We start from the raw sequence: 20,154 nt of genomic DNA on the forward strand, positions 1-20,154 counted from the left end.
CGCAGCCATACCCGTTCGCGTATCCCGCGCCAGGCCCCCTGGAGGGGCAAGGGGTATTCCTTTTCGCGCGGTTGGCATGCCCGGGGCGGGATTGGTCGACGCCCGGTGCGGTCGCTATCCTGCCCGCCGCCGGCAGCGGCCGGCGCGGACTGGGAAGGCGGATGGCGCACAGGCGGCCCTTTGGCGAACTGGACGACGGCAGGGCCGTGCACGCGCACGTGCTGGGCGATGGCAACGGGCTGCGCGCCGAGGTGCTGGACCTGGGCGGGATCCTGGCGCGGCTGGAATTCCCCGGTGAGCGCGGCCCGGTGGCGCTGGTGCTGGGGCTGCCGGACGCGCGTGCGTACTTCGCCGATCCGGCCTACCTGGGCATCGTGGTCGGGCGCTTCGGCAACCGCATTGGCGGCGCCGCGTTCACGGTCGATGGCCAGGCCTGCCGGGTCAGCGCCAACGAGGGACGCAACCACTTGCACGGCGGGCACCTGGGCTTTGGCCGGCGGCTTTGGCGGGTCGCCGCGCACGATCCCGGCCGGCTGGAGCTGCACTACCACTCGCCGGACGGCGAGGAGGGCTATCCGGGCAACCTCGACATGCGCGCGGTCTACAGCCTCCACGGCGCGCGCCTGCGCCTGGAGCTGGAAGCGGAGTGCGACGCGCCCACGCCGTTCAATCCCACCCACCATCCGTACTGGAACCTGGCCGGCGATCCGGCGGTGCCGGCCGCGGCGCAGTGGCTGCAGGCGCCAACCCGCGGCTTCCTGCCGGTGGACGGCGAGCTGATCCCGCTCGGCCAGGTGGCCGCGGCCGCCGGCACGCCGTTCGATTTCCGTGCCGCGCGCACGCTCGAGGCCGCGGCCGCCAGCGGCCATCCGCAGCTGGAGGTGGCCGGCGGTTACGACCACTGCCTGGTGCTGGAGGAGGGTGCGACCACCTGCGCCACGCTCTACTCGCCGCACAGCGGCATCGCCCTGCGCATCGACTGCGACGCGCCGGCACTGCAGCTGTACGACGGCCACGGCCTGGACCGGCAGCATCCGGGGCTCGGCCGCGGCCTGTGCCTGGAGCCGCAGGGCTATCCCGACGCGCCGAACCGGCCGCAGTTCCCGGACGCGATCCTGCGCCCGGGCACGCGCTTCCGGCGCGTGATCGAATACCGCTTCGCCAACGCCGGGCGCGGCTGCGCCTGGGGCGCGGTGGAAGCAGCGCTGGCGCAGGCTTGAGCCGCGCCACGCACCCGAACGCATGCGCGGCCCTGCCGCGCGCCACAGCCATGGAGGACACGCCGTGCCAAGCATCAACCTCGCCATCGTCGGTGTCGGCAAGATCGTGCGCGACCAGCACCTGCCCGCGGTCGCGGCCAATGCCGACTACCGCCTGGTGGCCGCGGCCAGCCGCAACGGCCGGGTGGACGGGATCGCCAACTTCGGCTCGATCGAGGAAATGCTGGCGGCGGTTCCGGAGATCGACGCGGTCTCGCTGTGCATGCCGCCGCAGTACCGCTACGCGGCCGCGGTGAAGGCGCTGGAGGCGGGCAAGCACGTGTTCCTGGAGAAGCCGCCGGGGGCCACGCTGTCGGAGGTGGAGGACCTGGCGGCGCAGGCGCGCGCCAAGGGCGTGACCCTGTTTGCCAGCTGGCACTCGCGGCACGCGCCGGCGGTGGAGGCGGCGCGCGCGTTCCTGGCCGGCACCACGGTGCGCTCGATGCGGGTGACCTGGAAGGAGGACGTGCGCCACTGGCACCCGGGCCAGGCCTGGATCTGGGAGGCCGGCGGCCTGGGCGTGTTCGACCCGGGCATCAATGCGCTGTCGATCGTCACCCGGATCCTGCCGCGGCCGGTATTCGCCACCGAGGCGACGCTGGAGTTCCCGCAGAACCGCGCCGCGCCGATCGCCGCCAGCATCCGCTTCAGCGATACCCAGGGCCTGGACCTGCGCGCCGAGTTCGACTGGCGCCAGACCGGGCCGCAGAGCTGGGACATCGAGGCGGAGACCGGGGCGGGGACCATGCTGCTGTCGCATGGCGGCGCGCGGTTGGCGGTCAATGGCCAGGTGGTCCATGCCGAGCCGGAGCAGGAGTACCCGGAGCTGTACCGCCACTTCGCCAGGCTGGTCCGTGCCGGCGAATCGGACGTGGACCTGGCGCCGCTGCGCCACGTGGCCGATGCCTTCATGCTTGGCCGGCGCGTGGTGGTCGAGCCGTTCCACGATTGAGTCGTTCCCGCACCCGGGCGCGGCCTCCGGCCCTGTACGGGCTACGCAGCGGTGCCGTAGACCTCGGCCGCGGTTTCCTGCAGCGCCTGCAGCACCGTGCGCGCGCCGGGCGAGAGCAGCCAGTCGGTGCGGGTGATGATGCCGAAGGAGTCCATGTGGCAGGACAGCTCCACCGGCAGGATCTTGACCATGCCGTAGGCGGCGTAATGCCGCGCCACGTCCACCGGGACCACGGCCAGGTAGTCGCTTTCCTGCAGCATCTTGGTGATGAACACCAGGGCGGTGGTCGCCAGCACGTGCTGCGGCGGCTGCAGTCCGGCGCTGCGGAACATCAGCTCGAAGCGGTGGCGCAGCACGCTGCCTTCCGGCGGCACGATCCAGCTGGCCTGGGCCAGGCCGGCCAGGTCCAGGCGCTTCCTCCCGAGGATCGGGTGGCCGGGGCGCACGATCGCGCAGATCTCCTCCTCGGCCAGGGCCTGGTACTGCAGGTGGGTCTTGTCGTGCTGCTCGAACAGGCGCGCGACCAGGAAGTCCAGGCGGTTCTGTTGCAGCCGCTCCAGCAGCACGTCCGAGCTTTCCACCAGCAGCGACACCCGCAGGTCCGGGGCGGTGCGCGCCACCCGTGCCAGCGCGGTGGGCAGCAGGCTCATCGCCGGCCCGGCGATCGCGCCGATCGCCACGCTGCCGGCCCAGCCGCCCCTGAGCGCCTCGATCTCCGCGCCGGCCTCGCCCAGGCTGGCCAGGGCGATGCGGGCGTGGCGGATCATGGTCTCGCCGTACCAGGTCGGGCGCATCCCGCGCGGCAGCCGCTCGAACAGCGCCACCCCCAGCATGTCCTCCAGGTCCTTCAGCAGCTTGGAGGCGGCCGGCTGCGACATGGCCAGGGTTTCGGCCGCGCGGTGGATGTTGCCTTCCTCGTCGATCGCGATCAGCAGCATCAGCTGCCGGGTCTTGAGGCGGGCGCGGACGAACCACGGCACGTTCTGCGGCACGTATGACACTCCAGTCGATACGAATGTTCATATATGTTATGCACGAATTTGCATTGGATGCATATTCGTCCAGCCGGCAGAATCGGCCGAGGCATGCGCGGTGGCTTCCGTCTCTCCCGGAAGCGGCATGCCTTCCCATCCCATGACGAGGGCGGCCGATGCGACTGATCCAGCTGCGGGACGATGGCGGTGACATCCGCGTCGGCGTGATCGAGGGCGAGGTGGTGCGCCTGCTGGACGGCGTCGACTCGACCTGGGCGCTGGCCAATGCCGCCATCGCCGCCGGCCGCAGCCTGGACGACGAGGCCGCCACCCGCGCCGGGGCCACCACGCTCGCCTACGCGCCGCTGCTGCGCGAGGGGCGGGTGCTGGGCCCGCTGCACCATCCCGATCCGGCGCATTGCCTGGTCACCGGCACCGGCCTGACCCACCTGGGCAGCGCCGCCGCGCGCGACGCCATGCACCAGAAGCTGCAGCAGCAGGCCGAGGAAGGCACGCTGACCGACTCCATGCGCATGTTCCAGTGGGGCGTGGAGGGTGGCATGCCGGCCCCGGGCACGGCGGGCGCGCAGCCGGAGTGGTTCTACAAGGGCGACGGCCAGATCGTGGTGCCGCCGGGCGCGCCGCTGCGCTCGCCGGACTTCGCCCTGGACGGTGGCGAGGAGCCGGAGCTGGTGGGGCTGTACGTGATCGGCCCGGATGGCACCCCGCACCGGCTGGGCTATGCCCTGGGCAACGAGTTCTCCGACCACGTCACCGAACGCCAGAACTACCTGTACCTGGCCCATTCCAAGCTGCGCACCTGCGCGGTGGGCCCGGAACTGCGCACCGGCCCGCTGCCGGCGGACCTGCGCGGCACCAGCCGCCTGCGCCGCGACGGCGCGGTGGTGTGGGAGAAGCCCTTCCTCACCGGCGAGGCCAACATGTGCCACTCGCTGGAGAACCTGGAGTACCACCACTTCAAGTACGCCGCGCACCGGCGCCCGGGCGACGTGCACCTGCACTTCTTCGGCACCGCCACCCTGAGCTTCGCCGACGGCGTGCGCGCGCAGCCGGGCGACGTGTTCGAGATCGAGATCGCCGAACTGGGCGCGCCGCTGGCCAACCCGCTGCAGGTGGTGCCGGCCGGCTTCGCCCCCGGCGGCGTGCGCGCGCTGTGAGCGCGGCCGGCAACAGGAGCAGTACGTGAACGAACCGCGTTATTCCAGCTACATCGCCGGCCAGTGGGTGGAAGGCGGGGGCAGCCTCGTCGACGAGAACCCGGCCAACCTCGACGCCCCGGTCGGCCACTACGGCGTGCTCGATGCCGCCGCGGTCGGCCAGGCGGTGGACGCGGCGGCCGCGGCGCTGCCGGCCTGGTCGCTGGCCACCCCGCAGCAGCGCGCCGAGGTGCTGGACTTCGTCGGCAGCGAGATCCTCGCCCGCAAGGAGGAACTGGGCCGGCTGCTGGCGCGCGAGGAGGGCAAGACCCTGGCCGAGAGCATCGGCGAGGCCGCCCGTGCCGGACAGATCTTCAAGTTCTTCGCCGGCGAGGCGCTGCGCATCCCCGGCGAGAAGCTGGCCTCCACCCGCCCGGGCGTGGACGTGGAGGTCACCCGCGAGCCGGTGGGCGTGGTCGGCATCATCGCGCCGTGGAACTTCCCGCTGGCGATCCCGGCCTGGAAGATCGCCCCGGCGCTGGCGTTCGGCAACACCGTGGTGTTCAAGCCGGCCGAGATCGTGCCCGGCTGCGCCTGGGCCCTGGCGGAGATCCTGTCGCGTGCCGGCCTGCCGGAGGGCGTGTTCAACATGGTCCTGGGCAGCGGCCGCACCGTGGGCCAGGCCCTGGTCGCGCACCCGAAGCTGGACGCGCTGACCTTCACCGGCTCGGTGCCCACCGGCCGCGCCCTGCTGGAGCAGGCGGCCGGGCGGGCACTGAAGGTGCAGATGGAGATGGGCGGCAAGAACCCGCTGGTGGTGCTGGCCGACGCCGACCTGGACCAGGCGGTGGAATGCGCGGTCAACGGCGCGTTCTTCTCCACCGGGCAGCGCTGCACCGCCTCCAGCCGGCTGATCGTCGAGGCGGCGGTGTACGACCGGTTCGTGGTGAAGATGCAGGCGCGCATGGCCCAGCTGCGGGTCGGCGATCCGCTGGACCCGCAGGTGCACATCGGCCCGGTCGCCAGCCAGGCGCAGCTGGACACCGACCTGGGCTACATCCGCGCCGGGCACGAGGACGGGGCCGAGCTGCTGGCCGGCGGTGGTCGGGTGGATTGTCCCACCCGCGGCCACTTCCTGGCGCCGACCCTGTTCGCCGCGCGCGCCAGCGACCGCATCTCGCGCGAGGAGATCTTCGGCCCGGTGGCCGCGCTGCTGCGCGCGGCCGACTACGAGCACGCCCTGGCCCTGGCCAACGACACCGAGTTCGGACTGTGCGCGGGCATCTGCACCACCTCGCTCCGGCACGCCACCCATTTCAAGCGGCACGCCCAGGCGGGCATGGTGATGGTCAACCTCCCTACCGCCGGGGTCGATCCGCACGTACCCTTCGGGGGGCGGAAGGCTTCCAGTTACGGACCGCGCGAGCAGGGGCGCTACGCGGTGGAGTTCTACACCACGGTCAAGACCGCCTATACATCGGCCTGAGGGCCAACCGCGGCCGCGCGCGCTGGAGGGCGCGCACGGCCAGCCGCGGCGAGGGTCGCGGCACGCGGCACAACAACGAATCGATCGGGAGGGAGCGATGAGGAAGTTCGTGTTCGGGATGCTGGCGCTGGGCGCCATGGCGCTGGCCGGCTGTTCCGGCGGCGGCGAGGGCAGCGGCGGCGAAGGCGGCGAGGGCAAGCCGATCACCGTCGGCTTCAGCCAGGTCGGCGCCGAGAGCGAGTGGCGCACCGCCAACACCCGCTCGGTGAAGGAGGCGCTGGCCGCGCCCGAGTTCCGCCTGCGCTTCTCCGACGCCCAGCAGAAGCAGGAAAACCAGATCAAGGCGATCCGCTCGTTCATCGCCCAGCGCGTGGACGTGATCGCGTTCTCGCCGGTGGTCGAGTCCGGCTGGGAGACGGTGCTGCGCGAGGCCAAGGCCGCCGGCATCCCGGTGGTGCTGACCGACCGCGCGGTGGACGTGTCCGACGACTCGCTGTACGTGACCCTGATCGGCTCGGACTTCGTCGAGGAAGGCCGCCGGGCAGCGCGCTGGCTGATCGAGGACAGCAAGGACAAGGAAGGGCCGATCCGCGTGGTCGAGCTGCAGGGCACCGTGGGTTCGGCCCCGGCCAACGACCGCATGCGCGGCTTCAAGGAAGTGATCGCCACCGATCCGCGCTTCCAGATCGTGCGCTCGCAGAGCGGCGACTTCACCCGCGCCAAGGGTAAGGAAGTGATGGAGGCCTTCCTCAAGGCCGAGGGTGGCCGCATCGACGTGCTGTTCGCGCACAACGACGACATGGCCATCGGCGCGATCCAGGCGATCGAGGAGGCCGGGCTGAAGCCGGGCCAGGACATCCGCATCGTCTCCATCGACGGCGTGCGCGGCGCGTTCGAGGCGATGAAGGCCGGCAAGCTCAACGCCACCGTGGAGTGCAACCCGCTGCTGGGCCCGCAGCTGGCGCAGCTGATCCGCGACGTGCACGCCGGGCGGCAGGTGCCCAAGCGCGTGGTGGTGGAGGAGGGCGTGTACACCATGGACCAGGCCGCCGCCGAACTGCCCAACCGGAAGTACTGATGGCGCCGGCGCAAGGGCACGCGCAGGGCGATGGCGGCCGCGGCGGGAGCGCGGCCGCGCCGGTCGTGCTGCAGGCCTCGGGCCTGCGCAAGCGCTTCGGCGCCACCCTGGCGCTGGACGACGCCGGGCTGGTGCTGCGTGCCGGCGAGATCCACGCGCTGATGGGCCAGAACGGCGCCGGCAAGTCCACCCTGATCAAGCTGGTCACCGGGGTCGAGCGTCCCGACGCCGGTCGCATCGAGCTGGACGGCCGCGAGGTCGCCCCGGGCACGCCGCTGGAAGCGCAGTCGCTGGGCATCAGCACGGTCTACCAGGAAGTGAACCTGTGCCCGAACCTGTCGGTGGCCGAGAACCTGTTCGCCGGGCGCTACCCGAAGCGGCGCTGGAGCGGCCTGATCGACTGGCCGAAGGTGCGCGCCGGCGCGCGCGAACTGCTGGCGCACCTGGGCCTGGACATCGACGTGGACCGCAGCCTGGGCAGCTACCCGGTGGCGGTGCAGCAGATGGTGGCCATCGCCCGCGCGCTGGGCGTGCAGGCGAAGGTGCTGGTGCTGGACGAGCCCACCTCCAGCCTGGACGAGGACGAGGTGCAGGCGCTGTTCGCGGTGATGCGCCGGCTGCGCGACCGCGGCATGGCGATCCTGTTCGTCACCCATTTCCTGGACCAGGTGTATGCGGTCTCCGACCGCATCACCGTGCTGCGCAACGGCACCCTGGTGGGCGAATACGCCGCATCGGAGCTGCCGCAGGGCGCGCTGGTGGCGGCCATGGTCGGGCGCGAGGTGGCGCTGGCCGGGGGGCGCGAGCCGGGGGAAAGCGTTGCGGCGGGCGAGGTGGTGGCCGAGGCGCGCGGCCTGGCCCGGCGCGGCGCGCTGCATCCGGTGGACCTGCAGCTGCGCGCCGGCGAGGTGCTGGGCCTGGGCGGGCTGCTGGGTTCCGGCCGCACCGAACTGGCGCGGCTGCTGTTCGGCCTGGACCGCGCCGACGCGGGCGAATTGCGCATCGGCGGCCAGGCGGTGCAGCTGCGGCATCCGGCCGAGGCGGTGGCGCGCGGGCTGGCGCTGTGCCCGGAGGAACGCAAGACCGAAGGCATCGTCGCCGGGCTGTCGGTGCGCGAGAACATCGTGCTGGCGCTGCAGGCGCGGCGCGGCTGGTGGCGCGCGCTGCCGCAGGCCAGGCAGGAGGAGATGGCGCGCGAATTCGTGCGCCTGCTCGGGATCAAGACCGCCGACATCGAGACGCCGGTGGGCGCGCTGTCCGGCGGCAACCAGCAGAAGGTGGTGCTGGCGCGCTGGCTGGCCACGCAGCCCTCGCTGCTGATCCTTGACGAACCGACCCGCGGCATCGACATCGCCGCCAAGCAGGAGATCATGGCCGAGGTGGTGAAACTGGCGCGGCAGGGCATGGCGGTGCTGTTCATTTCCGCCGAGATCGAGGAGCTGACCCGGCTCAGCGACCGCATCGCGGTGCTGCGCGAGCGGCGCAAGGCCGGCGAGCTGGACGGCGGCAGCGATGGCAGCCGGGTCCTGGACCTGATCGCGGGGCACGCATGAGCGAGGAACAGGCTCCCCTGGTGCAACCGGCACAGCCGCGGCCGCAGTCCGCGCGGCCGGGCCTGCGCGAGCGCCTGATGGCGCATCCGCTGCTGTGGCCGGCGCTGGCCCTGGTCCTGCTGCTGCTGGGCAACGCGCTGTTCAACCCCGGTTTCCTGGCGCTGCAGTGGCGTGACGGGCACCTGTACGGAAACCTCGTCGACATCGCCAACCGGGCGGCTCCACTTGCGCTGGTTTCGCTGGGCATGACCCTGGTGATCGCGGTGCGTGGCCTGGACATCTCGGTGGGCGCGGTGCTGGCGATCAGCGCCACGGTCGCGGCCTGGACCATCGCCCGCATGCAGGCCGGCGGCAGCGGGGGCCTGGCACCGCTGTTCGGCGCGATCGCCGCGGCGCTGGCGGTGGCCGCGCTGTGCGGGCTGTGGAATGGCGTGCTGGTGGTCAGGGTCGGGATGCAGCCGATCATCGCCACCCTGATCCTGATGGTGGCCGGGCGCGGGGTGGCCCAGCTGATCGGCGATGGGCAGATCCTCACCATCTACTACGCGCCCTACGCCTTCCTCGGCAACGGCTTCCTGTTCGGCCTGCCGTTCTCGCTGTTCGTGCTGGCGGCGGTGTTCGTGGGCCTGAAGCTGCTGCTGGACCGCACCGCGCTGGGGCTGTTCGTGCGCGCCATCGGCCACAACCCGGCCGCGGCCCACGTGGCCGGCATCCGCGCCCGCGCCATCGCCCTGTCGCTGTACGTGTTCTGCAGCTTCAGCGCCGGCCTGGCCGGGCTGCTGGTCAGCTCCAACGTGGCCAGCGCCGATGCCAACAACGCCGGCCAGCTGCTGGAGCTGGACGCGATCCTGGCCGTGGCCCTGGGCGGCAGCGCCCTGTCCGGCGGCCGCTTCAGCCTGGCCGGCAGCCTGCTGGGCGCGCTGATCATCCAGACCCTGACCACCACCATCTACGCCATCGGCGTGCCGCCGCAGGTCAACCTGGTGGTCAAGGCGCTGCTGGTGACCGCGGTGCTGCTGCTGCAGTCGCCGCAGTTCCGGGCCAAGGCCAGGACGCTGTTCAGCCGCAGGGAGGCACGCGCATGAGCATCGCGATGCGCGCCCCGGGGGCCGGCAACCTGCTGCGCCGGCTGCGCGAGCCCGGCCTGCTGTCGCTGGCGGTGACCCTGGCCCTGTTCGTGGCCATGTCCGCCGCCGGCGGCATCCTCTACGAAGGCTTCCTGTCGCCGCAGGTGTTCCTGAACCTGCTGATCGACAACGCCTTCCTGCTGATCGTCGCGGTCGGCATGACCTTCGTGATCCTCACCGGCGGCATCGACCTGTCGGTGGGCGCGGTGGTGGCCTTCACCACGGTGCTGCTGGCCAGCCTGGTGGAGAAACACGGCTGGCATCCGCTGGCGGCAATCCCGCTGGTGCTGCTGATCGGCACCGGCTTTGGCGCGCTGATGGGCGTGCTGATCGAACGCTACCGGCTGCAGCCGTTCGTGGTGACCCTGGCCGGCATGTTCCTGGCGCGCGGCGCGGCGACCCTGGTCAGCGTGGATTCGATTGGCATCAACCATGCCTTCCACGTGGCCGTGGCCAGCACCCGGGTGCCGCTGGGCGGCGGTGCCTCGCTCTCGGTGGCGGCGCTGGTGGCGCTGGCGGTGGTGGCGGCCGGCGTGGTGCTGGCCGGTTCCACCCGCTTCGGGCGCACGGTGTACGCCATTGGCGGCAGCGCGCAGTCGGCGGAGCTGATGGGCCTGCCGGTGGACGCGACCCTGATCAAGGTCTACGCCCTCAGCGGCTTCTGCTCGGCGCTGGCCGGCGTGGTCTACACGTTCTACATGCTCAGCGGCTACAGCCTGCACGGCATGGGCCTGGAGCTGGATGCGATCGCCGCGGTGGTGATCGGCGGCACCCTGCTCGCGGGCGGTAGCGGCTACGTGCTGGGTTCGCTGTTCGGGGTGCTGGTGCTGGGCCTGATCCAGACCCTGATCGTGTTCGACGGCACCCTCAGCTCGTGGTGGACGCGCATTGCCATCGGCGTGCTGCTGCTGGCGTTCTGCCTGTTGCAGCGCCTGCTGGCGCGGGGCGGTCAAGCGAGTGGAGGCGGTCATGGCTGACAAGTGGCTCCGTGCGCGCGCCGCGCGCGTGCTGGCGGCACTGGCATTGGCGGGCGCCTGGCTGCCGCTGCAGGCGGCCACGCCGGCGCTGGGCGAGGTCGCAAGTCCGGACGGCAGGCTGCGCGTGGAGATGGCGCTGGACGAGGCCGGCCGCCCCACCTGGCGGCTGCTGCGCGAAGGCCGCGAGGTGATCGCGCCGTCGCCGCTGGGCATGGTGGGCGAGGGCGTGGACCTGTCGCGCGGGCTGGCCTTCGCCGGTGCCGATCCGGTGCAGGCGGTGGCCGACGACTACGAGCTGCTGTCCGGAAAGCGCCGCCACAACCATTACCGCGCCAACCGCCGCGTGTTCCGCTGGGAGGATGGGCGGGGCCACGAGCTGGCCGTGGCCTGGCAGCTGTCCAACGATGGCGCCGCGTTCCGCTACGAGCTGCAGCGCCCGGTACCGGGGCTGGATACCTGGAAGCGCGATGCGGCCACGTTCCGCCTGCCGGTCGATGCCCATGCCTGGCTGCAGCCGCTGGCCGAGCCCAAGACCGGCTTCGGCCGCACCAATCCCTCCTACGAGGAGTACTACCTGCAGGACGTTGCGGTGGGCACGCCTTCGCCGCTGGGGCATGGCTGGGTGTTCCCGGCGCTGTTCCGCAGCGGGCAGGACTGGATCCTGCTCAGCGAGGGCAGCCTGCGCCGCGGCGATGCCGGCAGCCGCCTGCTCGATGGCGCGGTTCCGGGCGAGTACCTGCTCGGCTTCCCCGACGCACGCGAAGCCCTGCCGGGCGGGGCGGCGTTGCCGTGGATCGAGGGGTTCCCGTGGCGTTCGCCGTGGCGCATCGTCGCGGTGGGCGACCTGGCCACCGTGGCCGATTCCACCCTCGGCACCGACCTGGCCGACCCGCCGGCGGTGGCCGCGCCCTCGGTGCCGGGCAAGGCCTCGTGGAGCTGGCCGCTGCTGGGCGACGACCACACCGTGTTCGAGGTGCAGAAGCAGTTCGTCGACTACGCCGCGCGCATGGGCTGGCGCTACACCCTTGTGGACGCGCTGTGGGACGTGCAGATCGGCGAGGCGAAGATGCGCGAGCTGGTGGACTACGCGCGCGGCAAGGGCGTGTCGGTGCTGGTCTGGTACAACTCGGCCGGCGACTGGAACGAGGCGCCGCAGACCCCGCGCAGCCGCCTGCTGGACCATGCCAGCCGGGTGCGCGAGTTCGACAAGCTCAAGGCCATGGGCGTGGCCGGGCTGAAGGTGGATTTCTTCGGCGGCGACGGCTCGTCGATGATCGCCTACTACCTGGACCTGCTGGCCGACTCGGCTCCGTACGGCTTCCAGATGAACTTCCACGGCTCGACCCTGCCGCGCGGCTGGCAGCGCACCTGGCCGCACCTGCAGACCATGGAAGCGGTGCGCGGGCTGGAGTTCGCCACCTTCGAGCAGGCCAATGCCGACCGCGTCCCGGTGCACGCGGCGACCCTGCCGTTCACCCGCAACGTGTTCGACCCGATGGACTTCACCCCGCTGGCCATGGTCAAGCTCAACGACCGCGTCCAGCGCCGCACCAGCGCGGCGTTCGAGCTGGCGCAGTCGGTGCTGTTCGTCTCCGGCATCCAGCACTACGCCGAGACCGCCGAGGGCATGGCGCAGGTGCCGGAGTACGTGCGCCACTTCCTTGCCGGCCTGCCGGAGGCATGGGACGACAGCCGCTTCATCGATGGCTACCCGGGCCGGTGCGCGGTGTTCGTGCGCGAAGGCGGCGGGCGCCGCTACGTGGCCGGGATCAATGCCGGGCCGGGACCGCGCAGGATCGTGTTGGACGCCGGCAAGCTGGGCGGTGGCGTGCTGCGCGGCCAGCTGCTCACCGATGGCGGCGACGCGCCGGGCTTCGCGGAACGGCAGGTGGAGCTGGCGCCCGGCCGGCCGCTGGAACTGGAGCTGCCGGCCGCCGGCGGCTTCGTGCTGCAGCTGGATTGATGCGACGGCGCCCAGGGCGCGCCGCGCGGGGAGGCAAGTGATGGTGTTCGCGCGACCATTCGGGCTGGCGTGCCTGCTGATGTTGCTGCTGGCGGGCGGCGTGTCCGCGGTCGCTGCGCCAGCCAGCTGGACCGCCGACAACGGCAACGGCACCTACACCAACCCGATCTTCTACGACGAGTTCTCCGACCCGGACCTGGTCCGGGTGGACGACTGGTTCTACATGACCGGCACCACCATGCACGCGGTGCCTGGCCTGCCGCTGCTGCGCTCGCGCGACCTGGTGAACTGGGAATTCGTCTCGTACGCGCTCACGGAGTTCCCGCCCGGACCCGAGTACCGGCTGGAGGACGGCAAGGACCTGTACGGCCAGGGCATCTGGGCGCCGGTGCTGCGTTACCACGATGGCCGCTTCCATGTCTTCGCCAACATCAACGAGCGCGGCCTGCACGTGTTCACCGCCAGCGACCCGGCGGGGCCGTGGGACCACACGGTGATCGACCGCAACCTGCATGACCTGTCGGTGCTGTTCGACGACGACGGCCGGGTGTGGGCGGTGTTCAACTACAACGAGGTGCGGCTGGTGGAGCTCAAGCCGGACCTGTCCGGCGTGGTCGAGGGCAGCGAGCGGGTCATCATCCCGGCCGGCAATGGCATGGGCGAGGGCCACCACTTCTACAAGATCGACGGGCGCTACTACATCATCAGCGCCAACTACGCCCCGGTCGGGCGCATGCAGGCCGCGCGCGCCGACCGCCTCGATGGTCCATGGGAGACGGTGGCGATCAGCGCCAGCGAGAGCATGGGCTTCCAGCGCGGCTGGTGGGAGGACAGCGTGGGCCAGCGCTCGCCGGTTCCGGCCGACGGTGCGTCGTTCTCTTCGCACAAGCCCGCGGACAACGCGCTGGGCGCCGTGCCGCTGCACCAGGGCGGCATCGTGCAGGCGCCGGACGGCAGGTGGTGGGGCTTCTCGATGATGGACCTCAAGTCCGTCGGCCGCACCACCTTCCTGTCGCCGGTCACCTGGCACGATGGCTGGCCGTACTTCGGCCTGCCGGGCAACCTGGGGCGCACGCCGCGTACCTGGACCAAGCCGGTGGTGGACCCACGCATCCGGCCGCATGCGCCGTACGTGCGCAGCGACGCCTTCTCCGCGCCGCGGCTGCAGCCGGTGTGGCAGTGGAACCACCAGCCGCTGGACGGCAAGTGGTCGCTGCGCGAGCGCCCGGGCCACCTGCGCCTGCACGCGCTGCCGGCCGAAGGCTTCCTGCATGCGCGCAACAGCCTGACCCAGCGCGTGGTGGGCCCGGAGGCCACGGCCACCGTGGTGCTGGATGCATCCGGGTTGCAGCCGGGCGACGTGGCCGGGCTGGGCCTGCTGAACATGCCGGCGGCGTGGCTGGCGGTGATGCAGGAGGACGGACGCCGCGTGCTGCGTTGGTATTCGCAGGCGCAGGACCGCCGGGTCGAGGTGCCACTGCCCCGGGCCCGCGTGCACCTGCGCGTGCGCGGCGACCACGACGAGGACCTGGCCTGGTTCTCCTGGAGTGCGGACGGGCGCCGCTTCCACGACATCGGCGAGCCGGTGCGGCTGCCGTACCAGCTCAAGACCTTCCAGGGCTCGCGCTACGCGCTGTTCGCGTACAACAGCGCCGGGCGCGAAGGCGGATATGCGGACTTCGACCGTTTCGACCTGCACGAGCCGCTGGCCGACCGCTCGCGCAACATCCCGCTGGGCAAGGTGGTGAGGCTGGAGAACCTGGGCGATGGCAGCGTGGCCGCAGTCCATCCGCTGGGCGTGGTGCAACCGGTGGCGGCCGACGACGGGAGGGCGCGGTCGCCGTCTGCCCGTTTCCGCGTGCATGACCGCGGCAATGGCCAGGTGGCGCTGGAAGCGATGGATGGCAGCGGCTTCCTGACCGTGGTCGGCATCGGCCTGTCCGCCGACGTGCGCCTGTTGCCCGAGCATCCGGTGGACAGCCGCTTCATGTGGCAGGACCTGCTGCGCGGCCAGTTCATGCTGCTGTCGATGAAGACCCACCGCTACCTGGGCATCCTGCCCGGCAGCGGCGAGCCCTATGCCGCCGACCGCCCCGGCACGCGACCCGACCGTCGCGACGGCACGGTGCTGGCGTGGAAGCTGGCGGAGGACTAGCCAAGGCAGCGGCCCTGGCCCTGCCCGCGCCACGTTCCGCGAACTCCGAATCCCGGATCCCCGATCCCGAGCCCTTCAGACCTCCAGCGAAGCCGCGCCCCTGCGCCGTTGAAATGCGACGACGTCGGGGCCGTCGCCACGGCCCAGCAGTCTGGACGTGCGAGGCTTTAGACCTCTAACGAGGCCGCGCCCCTGCGCCGTTGAAGTGCGACGACGTCTGGGCCGTCGCCACGGCCCAGCAGTCTGGACGTGCGAGGCTTTTAGACCTCTAACGAGGCCGCGCCCCTGCGCCGTTGAAGTGCGACGACGTCGGGGCCGTCGCCACGGCCCAGCAGTCTGGACGTGCGAGGCTTTTAGACCTCTAACGAGGCCAGATCGCCCTTCGTCTCCAGCCACGCCTTGCGATCGCTTGCCCGCTTCTTGGCCAGCAGCATGTCCATCAGCGCGCGGGTCTGTTCACCGTCGTCGACGGTCAGCTGCACCAGGCGGCGGGTGTCGGGGTGGATGGTGGACTCGCGCAGCTGCTGCGGGTTCATCTCGCCCAGGCCCTTGAAGCGGGTCACGCTGACCTGGCCCTTGATCTTCTCGCGGGCGATCTTCTCCAGCAGCAGGCGCTTCTCTTCCTCGTCCAGGGCGTAGAACACCTGCTTGCCCACGTCCACGCGGAACAGTGGCGGCATGGCCACGAACACGTGGCCGGCGGCGACCAGGGCCGGGAAGTGGCGCAGGAACAGCGCCGACAGCAGGGTGGCGATGTGCAGGCCGTCGGAGTCGGCGTCGGCCAGGATCACGATCTTGCCGTAGCGCAGGCCCGACAGGTCGTCCTTGCCCGGATCGCAGCCGATGGCCACGGCCAGGTCGTGCACTTCCTGCGAGGCCAGCACGCTGCCGGAGGCCACTTCCCAGGTGTTGAGGATCTTGCCGCGCAGCGGGAGGATGGCCTGGAAGTCCTTGTCGCGCGCCTGCTTGGCACTGCCGCCGGCCGAGTCGCCTTCCACCAGGAACAGCTCGGTGCGCGACAGGTCCTGGCTGATGCAATCGGCCAGCTTGCCGGGCAGGGCCGGGCCCTGGGTGACCTTCTTGCGGACGACCTGCTTCTCGGTCTTCAGGCGCGCGCTGGCGCGCTCGATCGCGATCTGGGCGATGCGCTCGCCCATGTCCACGTTCTGGTTCAGCCACAGGCTGAAGGCGTCGTGCACGGCGCTCTCGATGAAGCCGGCGGCCTGGCGCGAGGACAGGCGCTCCTTGGTCTGGCCGCTGAACTGCGGGTCGCTCATCTTCAGCGACAGCACGAAGGCGACGCGGTCCCACACGTCCTCCGGCGCCAGCTTGACCCCGCGCGGCAGCAGGTTGCGGAAGTCGCAGAACTCGCGCAGCGCGTCGGTCAGGCCCGAGCGCAGGCCGTTGACGTGGGTGCCGTGCTGGGCGGTGGGGATCAGGTTGACGTAGCTCTCCTGGACCAGCTCGCCCTCCGGGACCCAGGCCACGGCCCAGTCCACCACCTCGGTCTCCTTCTTCAGCGAGCCGGTGAACAGCTCCGGCGGCAGCAGCTCGCGGCCGGCCAGTTCGCCCTTGAGGTAGTCGCGCAGGCCGTCCTCGTAGTGCCAGGTGTCGCGCTCGCCGGAGGCCTCGTCGAACAGGGTCACGGTCAGGCCGGGGCACAGCACGGCCTTGGCGCGCAGCAGGTGGCGCAGGGCGCGGACGTTGATCTTCGGGCTGTCGAAGTACTTCGGGTCCGGCCAGAAGCGCACGCGGGTGCCGGTGTTCTTCTTGCCGACGGTGCCGACCACCTCCAGCGGGGTGGCGCGGTTGCCGTCGCGGAAGGTGATGCGGTGCTCGGCGCCGTCGCGCTTGATGTGCACCTCGACCAGGGTGGACAGGGCGTTGACCACGCTCACGCCCACGCCGTGCAGGCCGCCGGAGAAGGTGTAGTTCTTGTTGCTGAACTTGCCGCCCGCGTGCAGGCGGGTGAGGATCAGCTCCACGCCCGGGATCTTCTCCTCGGGGTGGATGTCCACCGGCATGCCGCGGCCGTCGTCGGCCACCTCGCAGCTGCCGTCGCGGTACAGGGTGACCTCGACCGAGCGCGCATGCCCGGCCAGCGCCTCGTCCACCGCGTTGTCGATCACCTCCTGCGCCAGGTGGTTGGGGCGCGAGGTGTCGGTATACATGCCGGGCCGGCGCTTGACCGGGTCCAGGCCGGACAGGACTTCGATGTCGGCGGCGTTGTAACGGCTGCTCATGGAACCTTCGGTGACGCGGTAAAGACGCGCAAGTGTGCGGCCTGTCTGCCGTTTTTGCACGCCCGCCAGCCCGTTCAGGCCGGCGCAGGGCGCGCGGACGTATAACCGGGGCCGCGGCACGAGCCGCGGCCGGCCGCCCCCCGTGGCCGGCGCAATGCCCCCCCAAGCGGAGGAACGCCATGAACCGACGCCTGATCTGGAGCGCAGTGGCCGCCGCGGTGGCGGTCGCGGCCATCGCCGTCCCGGCGCTGGCCCAGGAGCGCAAGGCCGAGGGCCGCCAGGGTGCGCTGGCCGAGCACAAGGCCCAGGAGGCCAGGGACAATGCCGAGGCCGACGAACGCGCCCGCCGCCGCGAGGCGGCCCGGTCCGGCCAGGACCCGCGCAACAAGTCGCGCCCGCAGCGCGAAGAGGAAGAAGAGCAGCGCGAACGGCGCTGAAGGCGCCCGTTCGGGACCTGTTCCAGGCCCGCCGGCCCTTGTCCGGCGGGCTTTTTCGTCGGCTCCGGGCGCGCCGGCGGGTAGCCGCCGGCTTGGGCTCGGGCGGTCGAGCCGGTAAACTACGGCTTTCCGGAGCCCCGCCAAATGACTCCCCTGATCTTCGTTACCGGCGGCGTGGTGTCCTCGCTAGGCAAGGGCATCGCCGCCGCTTCGCTCGCGTCCATCCTCGAGGCCCGTGGCCTGCGGGTCACGATGATGAAGCTAGACCCCTACATCAACGTGGACCCGGGCACCATGAGCCCGTTCCAGCACGGCGAGGTCTACGTCACCGACGACGGCGCCGAGACCGACCTGGACCTGGGCCACTACGAGCGCTTCGTGCGCACCCGCCTGAGCCGCAAGAATTCGGTCACCACCGGCCGGATCTACGCCGAGGTGATCCGCAAGGAGCGCCGCGGCGACTACCTCGGCGCCACCGTGCAGGTGATCCCGCACATCACCGACGAGATCCGCCGCTGCATCGACGAGGCCACCGAGGGCTACGACGTGGCCCTGGTCGAGATCGGCGGCACGGTGGGCGACATCGAGTCGCTGCCGTTCCTGGAGGCGATCCGCCAGATCCGTGCCGAGCGCGGCCCGGAGAAGGCGCTGTTCATGCACCTGACCCTGGTGCCGTGGATCGCCGCCGCCGGCGAGCTGAAGACCAAGCCGACCCAGCACTCGGTCAAGGAACTGCGCTCGATCGGCATCCAGCCGGACGTGCTGCTGTGCCGTTCCGAGCAGCCGCTGCCGGACGGCGAGCGCCGCAAGATCGCGCTGTTCACCAACGTCCCCGAGCGCGCCGTCATCTCGGTGCAGGACGTGGACGTGCTGTACAAGCTGCCGCTGGAGCTGCACGCCCAGGGCCTGGACGCGCTGGTGGTCGACCGCCTGCGCCTGCAGCCGCCGCGCCCGGCCGACCTGCACGAGTGGGAGGCCGCGGTCGACGCCACGGTCAACCCGGTGGACGAGGTCACCATCGCCGTGGTCGGCAAGTACGTGGACCACAAGGACGCGTACAAGTCGGTGGGCGAGGCGCTCAAGCACGGCGGCCTGCGCCAGCGCACCCGGGTCAACCTGAAGTGGCTGGAGTCGCAGGACATGGAGACCGCAGGCGCCGAGGCGCTGCTGGCCGACGTGGACGGCATCCTGGTCCCGGGCGGCTTCGGCGACCGCGGCTTCGAGGGCAAGGTCCTGACCTCGAAGTTCGCGCGCGAGCACGGCATCCCGTACTTCGGCATCTGCTACGGCATGCAGGCGGCGGTGGTGGACTTCGCCCGCCACCGCGCCGGGCTGGAAGGCGCCAACAGCACCGAGAACGACAAGCAGTGCCCGCACCCGGTGATCGGCCTGATCACCGAGTGGCGCACCAGCACCGGCGAGGTGGAGAAGCGCGACGAGAAGTCCGACCTGGGCGGCACCATGCGCCTGGGCCTGCAGGAGCAGCGGCTCAAGCCGGGCACCCTGGCGCGCGAGCTGTACGGCAAGGACGTGGTCGCCGAGCGCCACCGCCACCGCTACGAGTTCAACAACCGCTACCGCACCCAGCTGGAGGACGCCGGCCTGGTCATCTCGGCCAAGTCGATGGACGACACCCTGGTGGAGATGGTGGAGCTGCCGCGCAACGAGCATCCGTGGTTCCTGGCCTGCCAGGCCCACCCGGAGTTCCTGTCCACCCCGCGCGAGGGCCATCCGCTGTTCGTCGGCTTCATCCGCGCCGCGCGCGAGAAGAAGGCCGGCGGCAAGCTGCTGAAGGAGGCGCGGGCCTGAGGCCCGCCGCCCGGTTGGCGCGCCCTTCGCGCCGGCCGGGGTGAACCGATCGTCCAGTTGCCGGCGCCGCGCGCCGGCTGCCGTCCCCGGAAGAGGAAGAAGCAATGAAACTGTGTGGATTCGAAGTCGGCCTGGACCAGCCGCTGTTCCTGATCGCCGGCCCCTGCGTGATCGAATCGATGCAGCTGCAGCTGGACGTGGCCGGCAGGCTCAAGGAGATCACCGGCAAGCTGGGCATCAACTTCATCTTCAAGTCCAGCTTCGACAAGGCCAACCGTACCTCCGGCAGCAGCTTCCGCGGCCCGGGCCTGGAGGAGGGCCTGAAGGTGCTGGCCGAGGTCAAGCGCCAGATCGGCGTGCCGGTGCTGACCGACGTGCACGAATACACCCCGCTGCACGAGGTGGCCGCGGTGGTGGACGTGCTGCAGACCCCGGCGTTCCTGGTGCGGCAGACCGACTTCATCCGCAACGTGTGCTCGGCCGGCAAGCCGGTGAACATCAAGAAGGGCCAGTTCCTTTCGCCGTGGGACATGAAGCCGGTGGTGGAGAAGGCCAAGTCCACCGGCAACGAGCAGATCCTGGTGTGCGAGCGCGGCGCCAGCTTCGGCTACAACAACCTGGTCAGCGACATGCGCTCGCTGAGCGTGATGCGGCAGACCGGCTGCCCGGTGGTGTTCGACGCCACCCATTCGGTGCAGCTGCCGGGCGGCCAGGGCACCAGCTCCGGCGGCCAGCGCGAGTTCGTGCCGGTGCTGGCGCGCGCGGCGGTGGCCGTGGGCGTGGCCGGCCTGTTCGCCGAGACCCACCCGGATCCGGCCAAGGCCCTGTCCGACGGCCCCAATGCCTGGCCGCTGGGCAAGATGGAGGCGCTGCTGGAAACCCTGCTGGCGCTGGACTCGATCACCAAGAAGCACGGCTTCATCGAACAGACCCTCTGAAACCGCCCCGTGGGGGTGGCCAGGGCACGACCAGGCGGGCGCCCCA

At 71.3% G+C, this 20,154-nt stretch carries 15 protein-coding genes; 13 read left to right on the forward strand and 2 right to left on the reverse strand.

The features are described from left to right. Window positions 1–161 precede the first annotated feature (161 nt). Entirely contained in the window at window positions 162–1,220 is a 1,059-nt protein-coding gene (locus tag EIM47_RS07285) for an aldose epimerase family protein (protein ID WP_125076549.1), read from the forward strand. Between the two features lie 22 nt (window positions 1,221–1,242). After that, entirely contained in the window at window positions 1,243–2,211 is a 969-nt protein-coding gene (locus EIM47_RS07290; protein ID WP_205948696.1) for a Gfo/Idh/MocA family oxidoreductase, read from the forward strand. A 41-nt stretch (window positions 2,212–2,252) separates the two neighbouring features. Here the strand turns inward: EIM47_RS07290 and EIM47_RS07295 are convergent, their stop codons facing one another. Continuing rightward, complete coding sequence (locus tag EIM47_RS07295) at window positions 2,253–3,203, reverse strand: LysR family transcriptional regulator (protein WP_019397718.1); 951 nt, start codon at window positions 3,201–3,203, stop codon at window positions 2,253–2,255. A gap of 158 nt (window positions 3,204–3,361) precedes the next feature. On the opposite strand from EIM47_RS07295, the gene araD1 reads away from it, so the two are divergent. The 8 genes from araD1 to EIM47_RS07335 all read left to right on the forward strand — a co-directional run bounded on the left by araD1 (window position 3,362) and on the right by EIM47_RS07335 (window position 14,681). Next, complete coding sequence (gene araD1, locus EIM47_RS07300) at window positions 3,362–4,363, forward strand: AraD1 family protein (RefSeq protein ID WP_125076550.1); 1,002 nt, start codon at window positions 3,362–3,364, stop codon at window positions 4,361–4,363. A 25-nt stretch (window positions 4,364–4,388) separates the two neighbouring features. After that, entirely contained in the window at window positions 4,389–5,828 is a 1,440-nt protein-coding gene (locus EIM47_RS07305) for an aldehyde dehydrogenase family protein (RefSeq protein WP_125076551.1), read from the forward strand. A 97-nt stretch (window positions 5,829–5,925) separates the two neighbouring features. Next, the gene (locus EIM47_RS07310; protein WP_019397715.1) at window positions 5,926–6,906 is read left to right on the forward strand and encodes an ABC transporter substrate-binding protein; all 981 of its coding nucleotides are present in this window, start codon (window positions 5,926–5,928) and stop codon (window positions 6,904–6,906) included. After that, the gene (locus EIM47_RS07315; RefSeq protein WP_125076552.1) at window positions 6,906–8,459 is read left to right on the forward strand and encodes a sugar ABC transporter ATP-binding protein; all 1,554 of its coding nucleotides are present in this window, start codon (window positions 6,906–6,908) and stop codon (window positions 8,457–8,459) included. Before EIM47_RS07310 ends, EIM47_RS07315 begins: the two co-directional genes overlap by 1 nt. After that, on the forward strand, window positions 8,456–9,544 hold the full coding sequence (locus EIM47_RS07320) for a sugar ABC transporter permease (protein ID WP_019397713.1): 1,089 nt from the start codon (window positions 8,456–8,458) through the stop codon (window positions 9,542–9,544). Before EIM47_RS07315 ends, EIM47_RS07320 begins: the two co-directional genes overlap by 4 nt. Then, window positions 9,541–10,563 carry a galactofuranose ABC transporter, permease protein YjfF gene (gene yjfF / locus EIM47_RS07325; protein WP_019397712.1) on the forward strand — a complete coding sequence of 341 codons (1,023 nt, stop codon included), beginning with the start codon at window positions 9,541–9,543 and terminating at the stop codon, window positions 10,561–10,563. The genes EIM47_RS07320 and yjfF overlap by 4 nt, the downstream gene beginning before the upstream one ends. After that, window positions 10,556–12,526, forward strand: coding sequence for a glycoside hydrolase family 97 protein (locus tag EIM47_RS07330; protein ID WP_026010322.1), 1,971 nt, complete (start codon window positions 10,556–10,558; stop codon window positions 12,524–12,526). The genes yjfF and EIM47_RS07330 overlap by 8 nt, the downstream gene beginning before the upstream one ends. A 40-nt stretch (window positions 12,527–12,566) precedes the next feature. Then, on the forward strand, window positions 12,567–14,681 hold the full coding sequence (locus tag EIM47_RS07335; protein WP_205948697.1) for a glycoside hydrolase 43 family protein: 2,115 nt from the start codon (window positions 12,567–12,569) through the stop codon (window positions 14,679–14,681). A gap of 353 nt (window positions 14,682–15,034) precedes the next feature. Here EIM47_RS07335 and parE read toward each other — a convergent pair whose 3' ends face one another. Then, on the reverse strand, window positions 15,035–16,924 hold the full coding sequence (gene parE / locus EIM47_RS07340; protein ID WP_028915352.1) for a DNA topoisomerase IV subunit B: 1,890 nt from the start codon (window positions 16,922–16,924) through the stop codon (window positions 15,035–15,037). 179 nt (window positions 16,925–17,103) lie between these two features. Here parE and EIM47_RS07345 point away from each other — a divergent pair, with 179 nt between their 5' ends. The 3 genes from EIM47_RS07345 (at window position 17,104) to kdsA (ending at window position 20,108) form a co-directional block, all read left to right on the forward strand. After that, the gene (locus tag EIM47_RS07345) at window positions 17,104–17,361 is read left to right on the forward strand and encodes a hypothetical protein (RefSeq protein ID WP_019397708.1); all 258 of its coding nucleotides are present in this window, start codon (window positions 17,104–17,106) and stop codon (window positions 17,359–17,361) included. A 144-nt stretch (window positions 17,362–17,505) separates the two neighbouring features. After that, window positions 17,506–19,170 carry a CTP synthase gene (locus tag EIM47_RS07350; RefSeq protein ID WP_028915353.1) on the forward strand — a complete coding sequence of 555 codons (1,665 nt, stop codon included), beginning with the start codon at window positions 17,506–17,508 and terminating at the stop codon, window positions 19,168–19,170. Between the two features lie 104 nt (window positions 19,171–19,274). Then, window positions 19,275–20,108 (forward strand): 3-deoxy-8-phosphooctulonate synthase, encoded by an 834-nt coding sequence (kdsA, locus tag EIM47_RS07355; RefSeq protein WP_019397576.1) that lies wholly within the window; start codon window positions 19,275–19,277, stop codon window positions 20,106–20,108. Window positions 20,109–20,154 lie beyond the last annotated feature (46 nt).

Origin of the sequence: Pseudoxanthomonas sp. SGT-18 (assembly GCF_003931645.1) — a bacterium.
Taxonomy (GTDB): domain Bacteria; phylum Pseudomonadota; class Gammaproteobacteria; order Xanthomonadales; family Xanthomonadaceae; genus Pseudoxanthomonas.